This is a genomic window from Streptomyces sp. NPDC054841 (assembly GCF_053611045.1).
This window is the reverse complement of the sequence record NZ_JBSGZO010000886.1, coordinates 1-1,504: the sequence shown is the minus strand read 5'-3', so window position 1 is coordinate 1,504 and position 1,504 is coordinate 1. Positions and strand designations below refer to the sequence as shown.

Genomic DNA, 1,504 nt, shown 5'->3' with positions numbered 1-1,504 from the left:
TCGGCGATCCTGAGCCCGTCGGCATCCGTGTCCTAAGTGGGTACCCGTAGCCGGAACAGCCGGAACAACCGGAACCGGAGCCTCCGGAGGCGCGTCGGTCAGTGGTGTGCGCCACATCGGCGTCCGAAACGAAACCGCGCGGGGCGGAATCGGTGTTGTGAAAAGAGTTGGCAGGGAATCGGCGACGATGGAGAAGCGTGTGATGACGGACAGCAAGCGGCGCCGAGGCCTCGTGGCCGCGTCCGCACTGCTCGGCGGCGTGCTGGTGCTTTCGGCCTGCAGTGGGGGCGACGACGGCAAGAACAGCGGCGACGAGGGCTCGAAGAAGTCGCAGGCGCAGGTCGACGAGGCGGCCGCGAAGGACGCTTCGGACGCCCGAATAGTCATCTCACCCAAGAACGGCGCGACCAACGCGAGCATCAACAAGGACGCCAAGGTCACCGTCAGCAAGGGCAAGCTCACCGAGGTCACCATGACCACCGCCGAGGGCAAGAGCGTCAAGGGCACGCTCGCCGCCGACGGCACGAGCTGGCAGCCGGACGAGCAACTGGAGCGCGCGACCGTCTACAAGATCGCCGCCACCGCCAAGGACTCCCAGGGCCGTGAGGCCCACGAGAACTCCTCCTTCACCACCGTCTCCCAGGCCAACAGCTTCATCGGGAACTTCACGCCCGAGGACGGCTCCACCGTCGGCGTCGGCATGCCGGTCTCGGTCAACTTCAACAAGGCGATCACCGACCGCAAGGCCGTCCAGTCCGGCATCACCGTCTCCAGCAGCAGCGGCCAGGAGGTCGTCGGCCACTGGTTCAACTCGCAGCGGCTCGACTTCCGCCCCGACCAGTACTGGCAGGCGGGCTCCACCGTCACGATGAAGCTGAAGCTCGACGGAGTCGAGGGCGCCGACGGAGTCTTCGGCGTCCAGCAGAAGACGGTCACCTTCAAGATCGGCCGCAACCAGGTCTCCACCGTCGACGCCGCCGCCAAGACCATGACGGTCACCCAGGACGGCAAGACGATCAAGACCATCCCGATCTCCGCCGGTTCGCCGGATAACCCGACCTACAACGGTCGGATGGTGATCTCCGAGAAGTTCAAGGAGACCCGGATGAACGGTGCGACGGTCGGCTTCACCGACGACGACGGCAAGGGCGAGTACGACATCAAGGACGTCCCGCACGCCATGCGGCTCTCCTCGTCGGGCACGTTCATCCACGGCAACTACTGGGGCTCCGACGGTGTCTTCGGCAGCGTCAACACCAGCCACGGCTGTGTCGGCCTGAACGACGTCAAGGGCGCGGGCGACCCGAACCAGCCCGCCGCCTGGTTCTACGACAACTCGATCGTCGGCGACGTCGTGGTCGTCAAGAACTCCCAGGACACGACGATCAAGCCGGACAACGGCCTCAACGGCTGGAACCTGAGCTGGGCCGACTGGAAGGCCGGCTCGGCGGTCTGACCCTCGCGACCTCGTCCACCGCACCACGACGGCGGCGGCTCCCGGAAC

The 1,504-nt window shown here is 66.3% G+C and carries 1 protein-coding gene; it reads left to right on the top strand.

Features of this window, described 5'->3' with window-relative positions:
- The first annotated feature begins 187 nt into the window (after nucleotides 1–187).
- Nucleotides 188–1,456 carry a L,D-transpeptidase gene (locus ACWGI8_RS44190; RefSeq protein ID WP_453669256.1) on the top strand — a complete coding sequence of 423 codons (1,269 nt, stop codon included), beginning with the start codon at nucleotides 188–190 and terminating at the stop codon, nucleotides 1,454–1,456.
- Nucleotides 1,457–1,504: the final 48 nt, after the last annotated feature.

Coding starts and splice junctions, on each gene's coding strand:
- ACWGI8_RS44190 (WP_453669256.1), top strand. CDS start 188: ATGGAGAAGCGTGTGATGACGGACAGCAAGCGGCGCCGAGGCCTCGTG.